Origin of the sequence: Brevibacillus sp. 1238, from assembly GCF_029892995.1 — a bacterium.
GTDB classification, from domain to species: domain Bacteria; phylum Bacillota; class Bacilli; order Brevibacillales; family Brevibacillaceae; genus Brevibacillus; species Brevibacillus parabrevis.
The window spans coordinates 157,245-175,358 of the sequence record NZ_JARXWC010000005.1; the positions used below are offsets into that span (position 1 = coordinate 157,245).

Here is an 18,114-nt window from a genome sequence, read left to right on the forward strand (position 1 = left end):
CAACCTTCTTAAAATTCCATTTCTTCATGCAGATTCCTGCTGCGAAATCGCTTTCATGAAGAAAAAGCTGCCCATTCTCTCAAAAGAAAACGTCATTGGCTGCGAAAGCCGCTGACAAAAAGCATCTCGTAGGTTACACGCACTCCCTTCTCATCTCCGTACGTCCGCTGATAATAGTCAGCCATGGCAAACAGCAGCCTTTTTCTGCCCAAGCCTGCCGTTTTGTCTTCGCTGGCGCTTGCTCCTACCGCTTTTACGGCACGCAAAAAATCCAGCACGCCCGGGTAAGTCAAAACTACCTTGTGTACAGTCGCCTGCAACGATTCCATTCCCGCCGAATCCAGCAAGGCAAGCCACTGCTCTGTCGTCAAATACGACAGTCCGTGCCGAACTCCTTGCTCTCCCAGGCTGGCATGGGCGCGGGCAAAGGAGTCGTGCAATTCGCAGAAGGTGTTGGGGCCAAACGTCGAAAACAAAAGCGGCGAACCCGGCTTGAGCAGCTTGCACAGACGGCGGATCGTCGGCTCAGGGCGAAGCAGCCATTGAAAGCACGCTCCCGACACGATCAAATCCCTGGTTGCCTCTGGCTGTGTCCAGACCCATTCTTCCGTATCAGCCTGGCGAAAGCTCACTGCCAATCCGTGCTGCTCAAGGTTCGACCTCGCCTGCGCAATCATTCCGGGCGCGATGTCAATCGCTTCGTATGCGGCTTTCGGGTACTGCCCCCTGATCAGACGCGTCAGTCCGCCTGTGCCGCAGCCGATTTCCAGTATGCTCTCGACACTTTTATCCGCCAACGTCGCGGACACGATTGCGCCGAGACGCTGCGCCATCTCTTTTTGCACAATCGCATACTGTTCATAAGATGTCGCCTTGCTGCTGAATCGACGCTTGATCTGTTCTGTGTGCAATGCGCTTCACCATCCTCATGATCGCTTCGCTGACTTGCTCAGGATGAACCAGGTGTGGGGCATGCCCGCAGTCTTTCAGTTGCAAAAAATCGGCTGCCGCCAGCTTGCCCGCAAGCTCTTTTCCCGCGCCGAGCGGACAGATGACGTCGCCTTCGCCATGAATGACAACTGCCGGACAAGACAAGCGCTCAGGGGCAAACCGGCAGTCCTCGCTCGCCAGGTAATCCAGCCCTGCGGACAGCGCCTGCTGGCTCCAGCGGCCCTCTGCAATCCCCACATCGACGCAGTTTTGCCCGCGTTCTTGCCCTGTGAACATCTGCTCTACGAATTGGGCCATGACCCGCTCGCGGTCTTTTGCCAGCTGCCGCTTCATCCGTTGAAGCATTGCTGCGCCAATGCCGTGCTCTCGTTCCGCCGGGTCGCGGACAAACCGCAATGTCGTCCCAATCAGCACCAGTCCGGCTACGCGCTTTTCAGTTGCCAGCCTAAGGGCCAGCATTCCGCCCAGCGACCAGCCAACGACAAGCAGTTCTTTTCCACTCAAGCTTTGAATGGATTGCGCAACCACTTCGTAAAATTCGTCCGGCCGGGAAACTTGCGAATAGTCAGGGACCACATGACGTACATCGGGCAATCGCTCGCGGACTTTGTCCCAGCATGAATCCGCCATTCCCCAGCCTGTCAGCCAAACAATGACTGGCGCCACTTCACATCCCTCCTGCGCATTCATCCCGGACAGCAGTCAATTGCTCGACCGCCCAGACCAGCTCTTCTGGCTGATGTGTAGCCATTACCGTAAAGCGGATGCGCGCTGTTCCATCCGGGACGGTCGGCGGGCGAATCGCGACAGCTGCAACTCCCCGTTCCCACAGCTTCTGGCTGAATTGCAGCGCCCGCTCGTTTTCTCCCAGCGTGATCGGAACAATCTGCGTGTCGTCTGAAGTTACGGCAAAGCCTTTTTCCGCAAGCAACCGCCGAAAAAGCTGCGCGTTGTGCTGCAACGCTTGTCGCCGCCACTCGTCCGCCTCAATCTGCGTCAGGGCGGCAATCGTCGACCCGACGACACCAGGAGGCAGCGCTGTGGAATAGATGAGCGAGCGCGCTTTCGAACGCAGATGGCGAATGACGACCTGATCGGCACAAACATAAGCGCCGTATACGCCAAAAGCTTTGCTGAACGTTCCCATCAATACATCCACCTGCGACGCGATCCCGAGTTCGTGGCACAGACCTTGTCCCCGCTCGCCCCGTACCCCGCCCGCATGCGCTTCATCGACCATGAGAAAAGCACCGTACCGTTCTCGCAGCTTGATCAACTCCAGCAATGGTGCCTTGTCGCCATCCATGGAAAATACGCTGTCCGTCACAATCCACTTCCGTTTCGTTCCCTGATGTTTTTCCATTAGAAACGCCAGATGCTCCCAATCGTTATGCCGATACCGGACGTGCTCGGCACGGCTCAGGACGATTCCGTCCACAATGCTGGCGTGGTTCAGCCGATCGCTGAATACTACGTCGCCCCGACCAGCCAACGCAGCAAGCACCCCCGTATTCGCCTGATAGCCGTTCGCGAAAACGAGCGCTTCCTCACGCTGCTTCCACTGGGCCAGCCGCTGCTCCAACTCGTCGTACAACGGGTAATTGCCGAGGACGAGGCGGGACGCAGTTCCTCCTGCGCCCCATTGCCGCGCTGCCTTTTCACCCGCAGCCATGATTTGCGGATCGTGAGCAAGCCCCAAATAGTTGTTGGAGGACATGTTCAGCATCTTTTTTCCGCCAACGACAATCCACGTTCCTCCATGCTCCGCCAAAGACTCTACCGTCTGCCACTCTCGGCAAAGCGACTGCTCCCGCATCTTGCTCCATTCCGTCTCCAGCCATTCGTACCTTTGCCTCATTTGCCGCACCTCTTCGCTTACAGCGCGCATAGCTCGATTTCAAACCCGAGGTCTTCAATCATCTGATGATCGCTGGTGATTTCCTGCCCCGGTGTCGTCAAATAATCGCCCACAAACAGCGAGTTGGCGGCGTAGAGCGACAACGGCTGCAAGCTGCGCAAATTCACCTCGCGCCCGCCAGCCACGCGAATTTCTTTGTCCGGGCAGACAAAGCGGAACAGCGCCAATACTTTCAATGCCTTTTGCGCCTGCGTGCGTCCTTGATGCTCCAAGGGCGTTCCCGGGATCGCGTTCAAAAAGTTGACCGGAATCGAATCCGCATCCAGGCTCCGCAAGGCAAAAGCCATCTCCGCGATTTCTTCGTCGCTCTCCCCCATGCCGATGATGACGCCGGAGCATGGCGACATTCCCGCTTTTTTCACCGTATCGACCGTTCCCACGCGCTGCTCGTACGTATGCGTGGTGGTGATCGCCGCGTAATGATTCCGGCTTGTGTTCAAATTGTGGTTGTATCGGTGCACCCCCGCTTCCTTCAGCCGCTTGGCTTGCTCGTCGCTGAGGATGCCCAGACAAGCGCATATTTTCAGCGGCATGGTGTCGCGAATTTCTTGCACCGCTTCAATGACCTGGCCCAGCTCCTTTTCCGTCGGCCCTCGCCCGGAAGCGACAATGCAGTATGTACCAGCCTTGCGGTTCATCGCTTCTTTTGCGCCTGCCAGTAACGTCTCTTTGTCGAGCATGGTGTACTTGGCTACAGGCGCGGTAGAGACGATCGATTGCGAACAGTAGCCGCAATCTTCCGGGCACAGGCCGCTTTTGGCGTTTAAGATCATGTTCAGCTTGACCTTTTTCCCGAAAAAATGCTTCCTGACCTGAAAAGCGGCGTGCAGCAGCGGCAACAGCTCATCGTCAGGCGCTCGCAGCACGCAAAGCGCTTCTTGCAGCGTCAGTGCTTCCTTTTGCACAGCCTTTCCTGCATACTCGTTCCAATTGGCGACAACGGTTCTGCTCATCTATCGAACCTCTCCTTTGCATATTTGCTGTTTTAGCAATCTCGCAATCCATTCCACGTGGACATGCTGCTTCACCAACGCAACTACCTGCTCGCTTGTCAGTTCGGCAGGCGTGTGCGGCAGCGCACCCCAAACCGGAACGTTTCCGTAGCACTCGATCATTTTGGCGTTGGTAGCAACGCTTTGATCGGCAGCAGAAGCCCCCTCATTCAAAATCACTCCTGCCACCACAAGCCCGCGCGAACGAGCGTACCAGACCGATAAAAGCGTGTGGTTGATCGTTCCCAGACCTGCCCGGGCAACCAGCAAAAGCGGCAGTTTCAAGCGCGCCGCGAGATCGACCATCATGTCTGTCTCGGTCAACGGAACTGCCAGGCCCCCTGCCCCCTCGACCAGCAGCCAGTCGTGCTTCGCCAGCAACGGGTAACCATGCGCCGTTATTTCCTCTATCGTGAGCTTCTTACCCTCTGCCTGCGCAGCCAGCCACGGTGTCAAGGGCGCTGAAAAAGCCAGCGGCGCAATCTCCTCGCACCTGTCTGCCACACCGCTCCATGCCCGCAAGCGAAACGCATCGCTCATTTCCTCGTGCGCAAGCGCCCCGGACTGGACGGGCTTCCATACCCCGACATCGCAGCCTGACTCGCGCAATGCCGCTGCAATCCCCGCCGTCACGACCGTTTTGCCCACCTCCGTGTCCGTCCCGGCAATGAACAGTCCTGCAAACTCCTTGCTCATCGTACCGCCTGCTCCTTTTGCTCAATCGTGACCTCGCGAATCGATTCGGCCAAAATGCGCATCATGTCCGCAATCTCGGCCATTGTGGAAGCGAGCGGGGGGATGAAGACGATCACATTGCCCAGCGGTCGGGTCAACAGCCCTTTTTCTCTGGCTCGCTGACAGACGCGCACGCCGATCCGTTCATTCCAGTGGTACGGCTCCTTTGTTTGCTTGTCTCTGACTAGCTCAATCCCTGCCATCAGCCCTTTTTGCCGGATATCACCGACATGCGGCTCTCCTTTTAGCGGCTGCAAAAGCTCCTCAAGTCCCGCCGCTTTTTCCACCACTTGATCGACCAGTCTGCGTTCCTCCATCAACCGCAAATTCGCCAAAGCCACCGCACAGCCTAGCGGATTTCCTGTGAAGGAATGGCCGTGGAAAAACGTCTTTTGTTCCTCGTAGTCCGCGTAAAATGCAGCGTAAATCTCTTCCGTAACCAAAGTGGCGGCGACAGGCAAGTAGCCCCCTGTCAAACCTTTGGCAACCGCCATAATATCCGGGACCACACCGTCATGCTCACAGGCGAACATTTTTCCCGTCCTGCCGAAGCCTGTCGCCACCTCGTCTGCAATCAGCAGTACGTCATGCGCCCGCAGCAGCTCGGCAATTTGCTTCAAACAACCGTCAGGCATGACAATCATCCCGCTGGCTCCCTGTACGACAGGCTCGACGATCATCGCTGCAATCTCATCTGCCTTCTGCTGTAACAAGCTCTCCAACTGGCGCAAGGTCGCTTCCACAGACGCTTCCTCGCCCCCATCACGGTACGGATATGGGTACGGAACGATGTGCGGCGAGAAGAGCAGCGGCTTGTAAACCTGATGGTACAGCGGGATCGCGCCCACACTGGTAGCTCCAATCGTATCCCCGTGGTAAGCGTTGTTCATCGTAATAAATCCGTGCTTCCCCGTCCGCCCTCGGTTCTGCCAATACTGGAACGCCATTTTCAGCGAGATTTCCACCGCTGTCGCACCATTGTCCGAATAAAACACTTTGCTCAGCCCCGGCGGTGCTATACGAATCAATTGCTCAGCCAGCAAAATGGACGGCACATTCGCCATCCCCAAGAGCGTCGAATGCGCGATCTGCTCCAGTTGTTCCGTAATCGCCTGATTCAGTTCCGGGACATTGTGGCCGTGTACATTCAGCCATACAGACGAAAATCCGTCATAGTACGCTTTGCCGTTCACGTCGATCAGCTTGACCCCTTCGCCCCTGGCGATAATCACTGGCTCCTGGGCGTTGTAGTCCTTCATTTGGGTAAAAGGATGCCATAAAAATCGTCTGTTCTTTTCTGCCAGTTCGGCATAGTCATACATATGTAACAACCAGATCACATCCTTAGTTAACATATATTTGTTAACCAAAATAATAAAACAGTTAACTTATTTCGGCAATGACTTTTTCCCACGCATGGGCAAACGAAAAAGACCAGTCTCTCCAACAGCGGGAGAAGACTGGTCTTCGCGTTTTTACTTGCCTCTACTTATTTGGTTTGGTGCAAAATCCGATAGAGCGCTACCACGCACACTGCGCGAGTCGTAGACTTGTTCGGTTGGTATTTTCCGCTGATCGGATCAATCAGGCCCAATCCGACCATGTTGGTGATCGAACCGGATGCCCAGGATGGCCACGTTCCTTTGTCGGAAACGGTTTTAGCCGCTCCTTTTTTGTTCACCAAACGATCCAGAATGACGGCAGCCTCGGCTCTTGTCACAGGTTTGTCGGGACGGAACGTTTTGTCCTCGTAGCCTTTCACCAGCCCTTTGGAAACGGCAACCTGCACAGCCCCTTGCGCATAGTCAGGCACCTTGTCCTTGAAGCTGAGCTTAGGCGAAGCTGGCAGCTCCCAGTTGAACGTGCGCGCCAGCAAAGTGACGAACTGTGCCCTGGTGAGCGAAGCTTCCGGCCCGAATGTCGTGTCCGTCAAGCCTTTCACGTACCCGTTTTCCGCCATGTACATGATTTCCGCTTTGGCAGGATGGTTGGCGATATCCGTGAATGATGGACTGAGAGTTCCAACGTCGTCCGAATAGTACGGAACGTATTTGCCGTAGCTGTTCACTTCGTAAACCCATTGTCCTTGGGCGTTTCTTGTACCCAGCAGCGGGTCGAGCGTTTGGTTGGCTTCATTGACGTACAGCAATCCGACGCCTTTTCCGGCAATCCACTTCTTCGGCACAAGTGTCAGCTTGATCGAAGATGTCGAAATCGCGTCTTCTGCGCCTGCTTTGCGCTCGCCAGGCTTGATCGTGAACGAATAGTCGGCAGGTACATATCCCGGAAGCTGTTGGCCGACGATGGAGTCGACTTCCACCAGTGCCGTGTCCAAAAACGGTGTTGTTTTCTCAAACGAGTAACCGAGATCCAGTTCCGCTCCCAAAGACATGCTGCCTGGCAGTTCAGGCACAACCGTCGCATTGCCTGGTTTGCCTGTCTGGTTCGGCAACAGCAGGGAGAACTCGTCGAAGTAAAGGGTTCCCTTGTCTTGTGTAATGCCGTCGTTTGCCTGATCGACTACATAGATGCTTCGCAGTTGCAATGGATAGGCGACATTGCTCGGGAAGTACCCCTTCACTTGCTTCCAGCCGGACCAGTCGATTTCTTTTGCCAGATCGACGTAGACCGTCTTGCCGTTGGCGTCCAGCACTTCTGCGCGCAGCCAGTGTCTGCTGTTGTCTCCGTTCACCCACAGGCCGAGACCGAGCGGTTTGCCTGGAATCGCCACAGGCTGGGCACCCAGTATGCCGTAGGAGATGCGCATGTTGCCCGCTGGCGCACCCGAGAAGTTATAGACGAGCTTCGCCGCTTTTTTCGTGCGGAATACTTGATCTGATACGAGCGAAAACGATCCGGCGGAGCTGATGCTGCTCGGATTCGCCGCATGGTACATTCCTACCTGATTGTCAAACGTCAGCCAAGGCTGTTCGAATTGACCGACAGCAAACGGAACGGTCGTCGATACGCCGTCGTAAGTAATCGTCAAGTTTCCATTGCCCGGCTCATTGCCGGCAATCAGTTGCAGCTTGTCGTTGACAGTAGCGACAGCGGAGTCTACGCTTGCTTTCACGCTAAGCGGAGTCGCCTGAATCGTCGCGCCTTTTTTCGTCTTGATTTTGACATCAAGCGTCAAGGCTTGTCCAGGCGCAATTGAAACTGGGCTTGGGGAAACAACGATTTGCTGGACTTCACTGCCTGCAACGACTTGAACATCTTTGTTTTGCGTGACGTTGCCCAGTCGGCCCGTCAGCGTAATTTTTCCTGAGCGGGCTGGAGTAAAGCGCTGGCCGTCCACTGTTCCGGCGTCCGATTGCGGGATATCCCAGGTGACGTTTGCCGGATTGATCGCGTAAGGCTGGTAATGCGTGTCGTATCCTTTGGAAGCAGTGAGCGCTACCGTTTGCCCGATCAGAATATCGGACGGCACATCAATTTGGAATCCTCGCAATTCTCCTGGCGGAGCGGTGTTGTAAACAGCAAGCCCTGTCGGCACCCGACGCTCGGAACCGCCACTTGGCTTGTTGGACAGATTGGCGTGTGTCTCCCCGAGCATGCGGGCTGCGAGTGTCGTGGAGCCGCCGCCGTCAAAATTCACGGCACGGTAGGAGCCAAGCTCCGCCATGATTTTTGCCAGCTCGTCCAAACTAACCTTGCTGGCCGCATCAATCGTCACCATGTACAAAGTTTTTCCATCCTGGGAAACCCCTACTGCCGTGCGGGCATTGGCCGCGACAATAGACTTGTCCGCCTGAAACGAGGTCAGTGCTTTGCCTTGATTGACCAGCAACACGTTTCCGCCCACGGCTTGCTTCAAATCGAGGGTTTGCGGTGTGGTTTGGTATTCAACCGCAGCTGTGGCGCCCACCGGGAAATTTTGCTTGAGGAAAGCGGCTGCCTCTCCGTGTCCCCACAGCACGTATCCGTTGTAAGGTATGTATACTCCCGGCTGATTGATGCGCACTTCCTTGGCGACGTTGTCGACGAACAAAATCTCGACGACATCTTTGTAGCCTGAGATCGCACCGAGGCTCGTTTTGCCAAAAGAAGGCGTGTAGACGTTCAACTGATTTTGGTGACTTTTACGGCCTTCGCTCGGATTGTACACTTCTTTATTGACGCCCTGGATCGAATAGACAGCCCCGTTCGGCGCGGTGACTTTTCCCCCGAATCCGAACTTGTCGATGATGGCCATCTTGTCGCCCGTGATTCCGAGGCTGTACCAGTACGAAATCAGTCCCATCGAGGAAATCAGCTGCTCGTCTTTCTGAACGATGCCAAACGGCGCTCCCCGCTTGGACATGTCGAAAAAGTCAGCGTTGATCGCAGCGACTGCCCCTGTCTCCCTGGCCATCTGCGTCACGGTTTGTCTGTCTGTCAGTTTGCCAGCCGTTCCGTATACGGGCTTGACCTCAACATACGGATTGTTCAAATCCACTTTCGTCACCATGATGGTCACGAGCTGGTTGGCGAACGATTTCGTATATTTAAGCAAAGTGGTTCCCTCACCAATCGGGGTTTGCCACATGATATTCAATGCACTGGTTTCCGCCCGGGCGTGCGCGACATTGGTCGCAAGCGGCACAAACGGAACAAAAGCTCCCCAGGCCATAGTCGTGGCCGTGAGCAGCGTCACCATCCTTTGCGCTCTCATGTTAGTAACTCCTCTCCATTTTCCAAACTCTGTCTGTTCGCTATGTAAGTCGGTAACTAATCGTTAGACGCTCCCAAGTAGTGGATAGTTTCGCCAATTTTGCAGATTCTCTCTTAGCAAAACATACCAAATCGTCAGTCTGCCAAAAGCACGAAAACCCGCCCGGATTTACAATCCATACCGGACGGGTCGATTCTAGCTGTATGCCGCTTTTGTTCAAGCGCACTATCCAGATGCTTATTGCCCCGGTTGGAACGGTTCCGGGCGATCGGAACGGATTCCGAAATGATACAGGATCGCTTCTACAATCCGGCGGGATGCTTCTCCGTCTCCGTACGGATTCGCAGCATGAGCCATCGCATCGTAGGCTGCCTGATTGGTCAAAAGCTCGTTTGCCATCGCGTATACTTGTTCTTCGTCTGTTCCCGCCAGCTTGAGAGTTCCAGCTTCGATTCCTTCCGGACGCTCGGTTGTGTCCCGGAGCACGAGCACAGGCACGCCAAGAGACGGCGCTTCTTCCTGAACACCGCCAGAATCGGTCAGAATCAGATGAGCGCGGCGGGCAAAGTTATGGAAGTCGAGTGCATCGAGCGGTTCGGTCAATGTAATGCGCTCGTGATCTCCCAAAATCTCCTGGGCCACCTCTTGAACAGCCGGGTTGAGATGGACTGGATACACGACGAAAATCTCGGGATGCTCGTCCACCAGTCTTCTGACAGCGCGGAAAATGCGGCGCATTGGCTCACCCAAGTTTTCGCGGCGATGAGCCGTCATCAGTACCAGCTTGTGGTCGCCCACCTGTTCGAGAACCGGATGCGTATAATCTTCACGCACCGTCGTTTTCAATGCGTCGATCGCTGTGTTGCCTGTGACGTAAATGCTCTCTTCCGGTTTGGCTTCCCGTCTGAGGTTGTCAGCCGATCCTTCGGTTGGAGAGAAGTGCAGATCGGCCATCACGCCTGTCAGCTGGCGGTTCATCTCCTCCGGGAACGGCGAGTATTTGTCCCACGTGCGCAGGCCGGCTTCCACATGGCCGATCGCTACCTGGTTGTAAAAAGCAGCCAGGCTCGCCACGAATGTGGTCGTCGTATCGCCGTGCACGAGCACAATATCCGGCTTTACATCCTTGATCGCGGCATCGAGACTTTGCAAGGCGCGTGTCGTCACGTCTACCAATGTTTGACGGTCTTTCATGATGTTCAAGTCAATGTCCGGCGAAATATCGAAAATACCCAACACCTGGTCGAGCATTTGGCGATGCTGTGCGGTCACGCATACGATCGACTCGATTTGCCCTTCGTACTTTTTCAATTCATGTACGAGAGGTGCCATCTTGATCGCTTCCGGGCGCGTGCCGAAAACCGTCATTACTTTTACTGTTTTCATCTTGGATTCCCTCTCCGCCTACTTTGTGCCGTACAAGCGGTCACCCGCATCGCCCAAGCCAGGCACAATGTATCCATGGTCATTTAAATATTCGTCAATAGCAGCTACGTAAATATCTACGTCAGGATGCTCGTCCTGCACCATTTTGATGCCTTCTGGAGCAGCAATCAGGCACATCAGCTTGAGGTTTCTCGCTCCGCGTTTTTTCAAAGCCTGGATGGCTGCCACGGCAGAACCGCCAGTCGCCAGCATCGGGTCGATGACGATCAGTTCGCGCTCCGCTACATCGGAAGGCAGCTTTACGTAATACTCTACCGGTTGCAGGGTTTCCGGATCACGGTACAGCCCCACATGGCCTACTTTTGCGGCCGGAATCAGCTTCAACAGCCCGTCCACCATGCCGAGTCCTGCACGCAGGATCGGAACCAGACCTACTTTTTTACCGGCAATCACATTAGACTGACAGGTAGCTACCGGGGTCTCGATCGTGGTTTCTTCCAGCGGCATGTCGCGTGTGATTTCGTAGCCCATCAGGGTCGCTACTTCATCTACCAGTTCGCGAAATTCCTTGGTTCCTGTATTCTTGTCACGAATAAACGTCACTTTATGCTGAATCAGCGGGTGGTCAAACACATATACACGGCTCATGTACGTTCCTCCGTTTCCCTATCAATGCATCTTTTCCATCATAGCGAAGGAGCGGGTCGCCGTCAATTTGCCTAATCTTCGTACTTTTTTCTTTTGCCTGGTGACCAGCTATGGCTGTTGTCAGGAAAAAATCGTTTAGGATGTAAAAGAAAAACAGACCCGCGCGAGCAATCACAGGGTCTGTTTGATTGAAGCCATTTTATCAAAACCTTAAATCGTCAAACCTTCATACATCGGGAAGCGTTGGCACAGCGCTGCTACGCGTTGGCGAGCTTCTTCGTGTTTGGCAGCGTCTTCTGGGTTTTTCAAAGTCAGGGCGATGATCGCTGCTACTTCTTTCATTGCTTCTTCGTCGAAGCCACGGCTTGTTACCGCTGGTGTACCCATGCGGATACCGCTTGTGACGAATGGGCTTTGTGTATCGTAAGGGATGGTGTTTTTGTTAGTGGTGATGCTTACTTCGTCCAGCAGGTGCTCGGCTACTTTACCAGTCAGGCCGATCTTGCTCACGTCAATCAGCACGAGGTGGTTGTCGGTTCCGCCAGAAACGAGTGTCAGACCTTCTGCTTGCAGCGCTTCAGCAAATGCGCGCGCATTGCTCACGATGCGGGCTGCGTAATCTTTGAAGTCCGGTTGCAGCGCTTCGCCGAAGGAAACCGCTTTTGCCGCAATCACGTGCATCAACGGTCCGCCTTGTACGCCAGGGAACACAGACTTGTCGATCGCTTTTGCAAATTCTTCTTTGCACAAAATCAGACCGCCGCGAGGACCGCGCAATGTTTTGTGAGTGGTAGAAGTAACGAAATGAGCGTATGGAACCGGGTTTGGATGCAGGCCAGCCGCAACCAGACCAGCGATGTGCGCCATGTCTACCATGAAATAAGCGCCGACTTCATCCGCGATTTCACGGAATTTGGCGAAGTCGATTGTGCGCGGATAAGCACTTGCTCCCGCTACGATCAGCTTAGGCTTGTGCTCCAAAGCTTTGGCGCGAACGTCTTCATAATTGATCAGGTGGGATTCTTGATCCACGCCGTATTCTACGAAGTTGTACAGTGTACCGGAGAAGTTAACAGGGCTTCCGTGCGTCAAGTGTCCGCCATGGGAGAGGTTCATGCCAAGTACGGTGTCGCCCGGCTGCAAGATGGTGAAGTACACGGCCATGTTTGCTTGTGCGCCGGAGTGCGGCTGTACGTTTGCATGCTCGGCACCGAAGATTTCTTTTACGCGATCGCGCGCAATGTTTTCCACGATGTCCACGTATTCGCAACCGCCATAGTAGCGGCGTCCTGGATAACCTTCTGCGTATTTGTTGGTCAGAACAGTACCCATCGCTTCCATTACGGCGCGGCTAACAAAGTTCTCGGATGCGATCAACTCAATTTTGTCACGCTGTCTTCCCAATTCCAGTTGAATGCCTTCCAATACTTGCGGGTCCTGTTTACGCAAAAAATCTAGCATGATGTATGTTCTCCTCCTTGAAAATGGGCTTGTCCCACATTCTTTTTAGGTACAGCTTTCATTTTGAGGCGCCACTTCGTAGACCGCGCGAGCGCCGCCAATCAGCTTGGGACGTGTCCGCGCTGCCGTGACATGCGCCTCTCCCACAGTCCGTTGAGAAGGGCGTACAGGCACAGCTACCTGTTTCAGGTGCATGCCAATGAACGTATCGCCGATATCGATACCTGCATGTGCGCGAATATTTTCCACGACTACAGCATCGGCAAGCTGCGCAAAAGCATGTGCCGCCATGGAACCGCCAGCGGTAGGAACGGGAACGACCGAAACCTCTTCCAGTCCATATCGCTCCATAACCTCGCGCTCCACAACCAGTGCGCGGTTCAGATGTTCACAGCATTGAAAGGCGACAGCAAAGCCGCGCTGCTCCTGCACACTGCGAATGCCGCGATAAATAGCAGCCGCAGCATCCCGACTGCCAGCTTTGCCGATGTGCTTGCCCAGCACTTCACTGGTACTGCACCCGATCACCAAAATTTGTCCGGCTCTAAGCTCGGCCAACCCGGCAACCTCCTCAACCAATTGACGAGCCTGTTGTTCGATAGCGGCCAGTTCCACTTACTTCACTCCCGCGTGTTTCGCTTCGATTTGTGCGATCTTTTCCACACGTCGCTCATGACGGCCGCCCTGGAACTCTGTCTCCAGCCAAATTTTCACGATATCCAACGCCAGACCAGGGCCAATTACCCGCTCACCCATAGCCAAAACATTGGTATTGTTATGCTCACGGGTCGCACGTGCAGAGAATGTGTCGTGCACCAGCGCACAGCGAATGCCAGGCACTTTGTTGGCTGCAATCGACATGCCGATGCCCGTACCGCACACCAAAATTCCCCGGTCGAACTCGCCTGCTGCCACTTTTTCTGCTACCGGCAAGGCGTAATCAGGATAATCTACCGAATCCTCGCAAGAGCAACCGAAGTCTTCCGTCTGGATGTTCATGGAGGAGAGCAGAGTCTTGATTTCCTCTTTCAGCTTGTATCCACCGTGATCAGCAGCAATCGCCACTTTCATCTGTCATCCCTCGCTTGTTTCATGATCTCACTCATTATACATCAAAATCCCATAAGTAAAAAGTGAACATTTTGGTTGGTTGATCAAAAAATGTTCGTACTCTCACACGAAACAAGGTCCTGGCTAGTTACCAGCACCTCTTCAACCTTGTTATTCACGAAAACGGACTTCCGCCAATCGCTCCAAAAGCCTGTCCAGCGACTCCTCAATCTCTTCTGCGCACCTGCGATAGTCCTCAAGCGCCCCGCCAAAAGGATCAGCGATATCTCTTATGCCTTCTATTCCCGCAAACTCTTGCAAAGTATGGACTTTGTCCGCCGCTTCCGGGAAGTAGGTCAGAATGGCACGCTTGTGACTGCCCGTCATCGTCAAAATAAGATCGGACCACGCCAAAAGCTCTTCGTTTAGCTGGCTTGATGCGTGGTTGTGAGCAATCCCGCGTTCAGCAAGCACCGACTGGGCATGCGGGGAAGCTGGTTGTCCGGCATACGCCGCCACTCCGGCCGAGCGCACTTCAAATGGTTGTCCGGCTGTCTTTGCGCGAAACATCGCCTCTGCCATCGGGCTGCGGCAAGTGTTTCCCGTACAGACGAAGAGTATCCGTTTCAATGATCGCCCCTCCTTTATGTCAGCATCCTTTTCTAGATGACAAATTTCAATCCGAAGCAAAACAAGATCAATCCCCCTACTAATTCGCTATAATCGCCCAACCATCCTCCCACGCTTCTGCCAAGCAAAAGGCCGAAATAGGACATGGCTGCTCCCATGATACCGAACAGGGAAATTGCCAGGACTTTGTTCACTTCGATTAGACCGAACGAAAAACCGACCGTCAACGCGTCGAGACTGACGCTGAAGGCAAACAGCAACAGCCCGAACCCTTTTGTTTTTAACATGCTTTTTTGATCACTGTGAACCAATCCGTTCCACAGCATATGCAAACCGATCAGCATCAGGACTCCGCCGCCGATAAAAACGGCGATATCCCCAACCAAATCGGACAAGTAAGCTCCGACAACTATTCCGACGACAGGCATCATAATATGAAAAAGTCCGATCGTAATGCTGACCTTTACAATTTCCCGCAAGCGAATGCCAACCATGCCCACGCCGATCCCCAGCGAAAAGGCATCCATGCTCAAAGCAAAAGCTATAATGAGCAACGTCAAAAATTGCCCCCATTGAAACAAAACCAGGTCCAAGCCGCCTCCCCCCCGTCCCTTCACTCTATGCGGACAAGGAGGAGTTTATACTGTTTTAAACGGACAAGATGCGACCGCCCGCCGCTTTTTCCAGACGGTTCATGACAGCCATTCCCAGGCCTTCCCGCGAAAAGGTTTCTCCCACGATGAACTGAACCTGCTGATTGTCAAATTCCCGCAAAACAGCGTACAGCTGCTGGGCGACTTGTTCCAAATCTGCTTGGGCACCTACCGTCAGAACGACATCGGCTGCCTCGTGATCACGCCAATAGCCAGCCGACTCTTCCGTTGCCAGCACCCCTGTTTTTTGGCCATCGATTTTGGCTTGCGACAGCAGCTCCGCCATTTTTATGCGAGCCTGCTCTTCGCTTCCCGCCACCAGCCACAGCTCGCCCTCCGGAGCATAATGCGTATATTTCATCCCGGGAGCGCGCGGAGTTTCTACTGCTCCCACTTCAAAAGAAGGATCAAGCTCGACCGGGCCGATTACGCTTTCCAGCTGTTCACGGGTAATGCCGCCGGGACGAAGGATAACAGGCGGCTCCACAGTCACATCAATGACAGTAGACTCGACGCCTACTCCTGTTGCTCCGCCATCGACGATCCCTGCCACTCTCCCGTCCAGGTCGGCTAACACATGCGCGGCTGTAGTCGGGCTTGGACGACCGGAACGGTTCGCACTCGGCGCAGCAATCGGTACGCCCGCTTGTTTGATCAAAGCAAGGGCAACCGGATGAGCAGGCATGCGCACACCGACAGAATCCAGGCCCGCTGTCACCAGGGAAGCAACGTGCTCGTTTTTCGGAACAATGACGGTGAGTGGCCCAGGCCAGAAGGCATCCATCAGCTTCTGTCCTTTTTCCGGCACTTCCCCGGCAACTGTGGACAGCTGCTGCCGTTCGCCAATATGCACGATCAGCGGATTGTCACTCGGCCTGCCTTTCGCTGCAAATATTTTCTCCACTGCTTCATTAGACAATGCATTGGCTCCCAGGCCATAGACCGTCTCTGTTGGAAAAGCGACAGCTTCCCCAGCGTGCAGCAACCGGGCTGCATCCACAATCTGTGTACAACTCTGGATGTTTTCCACATCGTTATCCACAGACCAGACTTTCGTCACTAAATTGATTTCCATCGTAAAAAAATCCTTTCTCTTGCTCGTTTCTTTGTAATGAGTGCCTTTAGTATAGTTGTGCCTCGAAAAGTTTTCAACAGCCTGTGGGTAACTTGTGAATAACTTCGGGAAAAGCCGTGGAAAACGTGTTTGTTACCATTTTTTAACCTCAACCGTCAAAATGATGTAGTAGAATGAATCCATAGAAACGCAGAACTCTTCCCTTACCTCGAAAGGATTGTGAATGAATATGACATTGCTTAAATCCGTTACTTCCAGCCTGCTCGGCACCGCTGTTCTGCTGACAGCAGTTGCTGCGCCTGTTTTGGCAGCTGCTCCTGCCGCGCCAGCGAAAGCTGCTCCTGTCGTTCAAACCAAACAACCTCAAGCTTCCGGTGTCGTATTCACACCGAAAACCATCACGGTGAAAACAAAAGAATTTGAAGGCAAAGTGACCATCCCGGTCATTAGCGGTTTGAAAGATAAAGCGTTCGAAGCCCAATTGAATGCGACCCTGCTCAAGCAAGCACAAACTGGCCTCGCTGACGGACAACAAGCTGGCAAGGAAGATGCCGCAGATGCCAAAAAATACGGCTGGGAACCTCGCCCGCATGCACTCGACATTTCCTATGAAGTGCATCAGGCTGGCAAGCTCGTATCCTTCTCTGTTCAAACCTATCTGTACACAGGCGGAGCGCATGGCATGACTGACGTGACTTACTACACAATCGACAACCAGCCTAAAGCCAAAACGCTCAAGCTCGGCGATTTGTTCCAGTCCAGCTACAACTACCGCAGCGTGATCAACCAACTGATCAGCCAGCAAATCAAAACACAGACAGATCGCGACGGCTTCAATCCGTACAGCTTCGAGAGCATTACGGATGACCAAGGCTTCTCTTTTGAAAACGGAAATCTCGTCATTCATTTCGGACAGTACGAAATTGCTCCGTATGCAGCGGGAATGCCTTCTTTCGCCATCCCGGCCCACCGCTATCAAAACTTGCTGAAACCGGAAATCCTCGCAGCCCTGACGCAAAAGTAAGCGGCTCGCCAGTCAAAACGACACCTTCGCTATAAGCGGGGTGTCGTTTTTTTAGGGAAAGCTCAGGAGAACCAGCTTTCCAGCTTTTCCAGGAGGTAGAACCGTACTTGTACTTGTGGAGCCGGATTTTGCTCGCTCATTTCTGGCGTCTTGTCCGCTTGTCCCTCGGCTTGGGCTTGCTCCAGCGCTTCGTCTTTACTGTTATTCTCTACGGCTACAGCATTTTGTGCGCCGGGCATTTGCGAAACTGCGCCAGTGTCAGCGCTGTCCAAACGTCTTTCCAAACGCTCCTGCCGCCAGTCTGTGCGCTCGATTTCTTTTTGATCAAGCTTGAACACCGAAGCCGGTTCTGACTTAGCCACGCTCTGCTCTGTTTCTTTTCCCGCTGCTGTCGTTGCCGCAGCAGCTTGTACAGCATCGCCGTTGGACATATCGATAAAGCAGAGCGGAGGGAAAAGTACGCACCACCAGTTTTGCCCTTTTGCCTCGCCGATCTGCACGCGGAGCGCTTCGTAGTTGCCAGCGGGATAGACGTACGAGCCGTACAGCTTCGTCGGAAACGGAACCTGACCGAAATCGACTACCGCTTTATAGGAAAAGCCGCGTTCACGAATCGTTTTGTCCACTACTTCCTGAAGGACAGGCAACTGGGATGCCACCATGTCCTGTGCTTGCTCAAACGATTTGATATCTTCCGCCCACGTGTTCATTTGCGCAATCAGCGCATCGCGCACTTCCCGCTTCAGCCACTGGTCAGCAACCGAGTCACTGTTGGCAATGATGCGCAGGCGAATCGATTCTTGAGGGATCGGACCATTATCCAGAACATTGGCCGACGTAAGCTGTCCCTCCCAGCACATCATCAACATGAACAGGCTAAATACGATCAACAACATCCGTTTCATTTTAACCGTCTCCCTCTCGACTGAGTCTTCCA

At 54.0% G+C, this 18,114-nt stretch carries 17 protein-coding genes; 1 reads left to right on the plus strand and 16 read right to left on the minus strand.

The window, feature by feature from the left end; translation table 11 throughout:
- Positions 1-92 precede the first annotated feature (92 nt).
- From bioC to M2298_RS14425, 15 genes are all read right to left on the minus strand, one after another.
- Positions 93-911, minus strand: coding sequence for a malonyl-ACP O-methyltransferase BioC (gene bioC / locus M2298_RS14355; protein WP_217022119.1), 819 nt, complete (start codon positions 909-911; stop codon positions 93-95).
- Positions 859-1,617 (minus strand): alpha/beta fold hydrolase, encoded by a 759-nt coding sequence (locus M2298_RS14360; protein WP_280648648.1) that lies wholly within the window; start codon positions 1,615-1,617, stop codon positions 859-861. Before M2298_RS14360 ends, bioC begins: the two co-directional genes overlap by 53 nt.
- Position 1,618: 1 nt before the next feature.
- Positions 1,619-2,809, minus strand: coding sequence for an 8-amino-7-oxononanoate synthase (gene bioF, locus M2298_RS14365; RefSeq protein WP_242773945.1), 1,191 nt, complete (start codon positions 2,807-2,809; stop codon positions 1,619-1,621).
- 17 nt (positions 2,810-2,826) lie between these two features.
- Complete coding sequence (bioB, locus tag M2298_RS14370; protein WP_242773942.1) at positions 2,827-3,822, minus strand: biotin synthase BioB; 996 nt, start codon at positions 3,820-3,822, stop codon at positions 2,827-2,829.
- Entirely contained in the window at positions 3,823-4,557 is a 735-nt protein-coding gene (gene bioD, locus M2298_RS14375; protein ID WP_280648649.1) for a dethiobiotin synthase, read from the minus strand.
- The gene (gene bioA, locus M2298_RS14380) at positions 4,554-5,951 is read right to left on the minus strand and encodes an adenosylmethionine--8-amino-7-oxononanoate transaminase (RefSeq protein WP_122962588.1); all 1,398 of its coding nucleotides are present in this window, start codon (positions 5,949-5,951) and stop codon (positions 4,554-4,556) included. The genes bioD and bioA overlap by 4 nt, the downstream gene beginning before the upstream one ends.
- A 134-nt stretch (positions 5,952-6,085) precedes the next feature.
- The gene (locus M2298_RS14385) at positions 6,086-9,250 is read right to left on the minus strand and encodes a phosphodiester glycosidase family protein (RefSeq protein WP_122962587.1); all 3,165 of its coding nucleotides are present in this window, start codon (positions 9,248-9,250) and stop codon (positions 6,086-6,088) included.
- Between the two features lie 237 nt (positions 9,251-9,487).
- A complete protein-coding gene (gene wecB / locus M2298_RS14390) occupies positions 9,488-10,636 on the minus strand; it encodes a non-hydrolyzing UDP-N-acetylglucosamine 2-epimerase (RefSeq protein ID WP_173596364.1) in 1,149 nt (382 codons plus the stop codon).
- An 18-nt stretch (positions 10,637-10,654) separates the two neighbouring features.
- Positions 10,655-11,284 carry a uracil phosphoribosyltransferase gene (upp, locus tag M2298_RS14395; protein ID WP_122962586.1) on the minus strand — a complete coding sequence of 210 codons (630 nt, stop codon included), beginning with the start codon at positions 11,282-11,284 and terminating at the stop codon, positions 10,655-10,657.
- A gap of 210 nt (positions 11,285-11,494) precedes the next feature.
- On the minus strand, positions 11,495-12,745 hold the full coding sequence (locus M2298_RS14400; protein ID WP_122962585.1) for a serine hydroxymethyltransferase: 1,251 nt from the start codon (positions 12,743-12,745) through the stop codon (positions 11,495-11,497).
- Between the two features lie 45 nt (positions 12,746-12,790).
- Entirely contained in the window at positions 12,791-13,360 is a 570-nt protein-coding gene (locus M2298_RS14405; protein WP_122962584.1) for a TIGR01440 family protein, read from the minus strand.
- Positions 13,361-13,816, minus strand: a complete 456-nt coding sequence (gene rpiB / locus M2298_RS14410) for a ribose 5-phosphate isomerase B (protein ID WP_063228980.1) — start codon at positions 13,814-13,816, stop codon at positions 13,361-13,363. It abuts the gene before it with no gap.
- A 150-nt stretch (positions 13,817-13,966) separates the two neighbouring features.
- A complete protein-coding gene (locus M2298_RS14415; protein ID WP_122962583.1) occupies positions 13,967-14,425 on the minus strand; it encodes a low molecular weight protein arginine phosphatase in 459 nt (152 codons plus the stop codon).
- A gap of 32 nt (positions 14,426-14,457) precedes the next feature.
- The gene (locus tag M2298_RS14420; protein WP_063228978.1) at positions 14,458-15,018 is read right to left on the minus strand and encodes a manganese efflux pump MntP; all 561 of its coding nucleotides are present in this window, start codon (positions 15,016-15,018) and stop codon (positions 14,458-14,460) included.
- 55 nt (positions 15,019-15,073) lie between these two features.
- Positions 15,074-16,153 carry an L-threonylcarbamoyladenylate synthase gene (locus tag M2298_RS14425; RefSeq protein WP_173599031.1) on the minus strand — a complete coding sequence of 360 codons (1,080 nt, stop codon included), beginning with the start codon at positions 16,151-16,153 and terminating at the stop codon, positions 15,074-15,076.
- Positions 16,154-16,382: 229 nt separating this feature from the next.
- Between M2298_RS14425 and M2298_RS14430 the strand changes: the two genes are divergently transcribed.
- Entirely contained in the window at positions 16,383-17,177 is a 795-nt protein-coding gene (locus tag M2298_RS14430) for a DUF3298 and DUF4163 domain-containing protein (RefSeq protein ID WP_122962581.1), read from the plus strand.
- Between the two features lie 62 nt (positions 17,178-17,239).
- Here M2298_RS14430 and spoIIR read toward each other — a convergent pair whose 3' ends face one another.
- Entirely contained in the window at positions 17,240-18,082 is an 843-nt protein-coding gene (gene spoIIR / locus M2298_RS14435) for a stage II sporulation protein R (RefSeq protein WP_280648650.1), read from the minus strand.
- Positions 18,083-18,114: the final 32 nt, after the last annotated feature.